Annotated in this window: 2 protein-coding genes; both read right to left on the reverse strand. The window is 67.8% G+C overall.

Annotation, left to right across the window (positions count from 1 at the left end; translation table 11 throughout):
• Positions 1-470: alpha-E domain-containing protein (locus DIE16_RS36180; protein WP_185735556.1), on the reverse strand; the 470-nt coding region annotated here is incomplete at its 3' end.
• Between the two features lie 64 nt (positions 471-534).
• Positions 535-1,881 (reverse strand): circularly permuted type 2 ATP-grasp protein (locus tag DIE16_RS36185; RefSeq protein WP_148095410.1); only part of this gene is annotated, 1,347 nt, incomplete at its 5' end.

Below are 1,881 nucleotides of genomic sequence, written 5' to 3' on the forward strand. Positions count from 1 at the left end.
ATCTCGTTGCGCAGCATCGTGCTGTAGAAGCTGCCGAGGATCAGCGCGGTTTCGCGCTTCACTTCGTCGAGCACCGCCGGCAGCCCGCTCTCCGGCACCGGCTGCGCAAGCGCCTGGCGCAGCGCGAGCCAGGCGCCGTTCACGCTCTCCCACGCCTCGCGCGTGAGCGCCGTGCGCACCATCCGCGCGTTCGAGCGCGCGGCCTCGATGCACGACAGCACGCTCGACGGGTTGTCGCGGTCGCGCAGCAGATAGTCGGTCACGGTATCGGCGGCATAGGCGTCGTACTTCTGACGATAGCCGTCGTCCGCGCCCGAGCTGACCAGCACCGACGACCATTCGGCCGGCGCGTCGGACGTGCGCGTGAGCGCCATCCGCAGCCCGGCATCGACGATGCGCGCGATGTTCTCCGCGCGCTCGATATAGCGGTACATCCAGTAAAGACCGCTCGCAGTTCGTCCCAGAAGCATCTCGTGTCCACTCCGTCTTCGTTCGGTTCGCGCGCCGGCTGCGGCGCGCGCGGTCGTGCCCGGCTCAGTCGGCCAGCACCCAGGTGTCCTTGGTGCCGCCGCCCTGGCTCGAGTTGACGACCAGCGAGCCTTCCTGCAGCGCGACGCGCGTGAGCCCGCCCGGCGTGATGCGGATCCGGTCCGACACCAGCACGAACGGCCGCAGGTCGACGTGGCGCGGCGCGAGGCCGGCTTCGGTCAGGATCGGCGTCGTGGACAACGCCAGCGTGGGTTGCGCGATGTAGTTCGCGGGACGCGCGCGCAGTTTCGCGGCGAACGCCTCGATTTCGGCCTTCGATGCGCACGGCCCGACCAGCATCCCGTAGCCGCCCGAGCCATGCACTTCCTTCACGACCAGTTCGTCGAGATGGTCGAGCACGTATTTCAGGCTGTCGGCCTCGCCGCAGCGCCAGGTCGGCACGTTCTCCAGCAGCGCCTTGCGGCCCGTGTAGAACTCGACGATCTCCGGCATGTACGAGTAGATCGCCTTGTCGTCGGCGATGCCGGTGCCGGGCGCGTTCGCGATCGTGATGTTGCCGGCGCGGTAGACGTCCATGATCCCGGCCACGCCGAGCACCGAATCGGGGCGGAACGTCAGCGGATCGAGGAACGCGTCGTCGACCCGGCGGTACAGCACGTCGATCGGCCGGAAGCCTTCGGTGGTGCGCATCGCGACGCGGCCGTCGACCACCTGCAGGTCGCTGCCCTCGACGAGGTGCACGCCCATCTGGTCGGCGAGGAACGAATGTTCGTAGTACGCGGAATTGTGGATGCCGGGCGTGAGCACGGCGATGGTCGGGTTGTCGGCGTTGCCGCCCGGCGGGCACACGGCCGCGAGCGACTGGCGCAGCATCTGCGGATAGGTCTCGACCGGGCGCACCTTGACCTGCTGGAACAGCTCGGGAAAGAGCTGCATCATCGTCTCGCGGTTTTCCAACATGTACGACACGCCCGACGGCGTGCGCGCGTTGTCCTCGAGCACGTAGAACTGGTTCTCGGCGGTGCGCACGATGTCGACGCCGATGATGTGCGTGTAGACGTTGCCGGGCGGCCGGAAATCGATCATCTCCGGGATGAACGCCTCGTTGTGCGCGATCAGGTGCTTCGGCACGATGCCGGCGCGCACGATCTCCTGGCGGTGGTAGATGTCGTCGAGGAACGCGTTGAGCGCCATCACGCGCTGCTCGATGCCGAGCGACAGCCGGCTCCATTCCGCACCCGAGATGATCCGCGGCACGATGTCGAACGGAATCAGGCGCTCGGCGGCCTGCGCGTCGCCGTACACGGCGAACGTGATGCCGGTCCTGCGGAACACGCCTTCCGCGTCGTGGGCTTTCTGGGCGAGGCTTGCAGGGTTCTGCGTGTCGAGCCA

Source organism: Burkholderia sp. Bp9090, assembly GCF_003857985.1.
Lineage (GTDB): Bacteria > Pseudomonadota > Gammaproteobacteria > Burkholderiales > Burkholderiaceae > Burkholderia.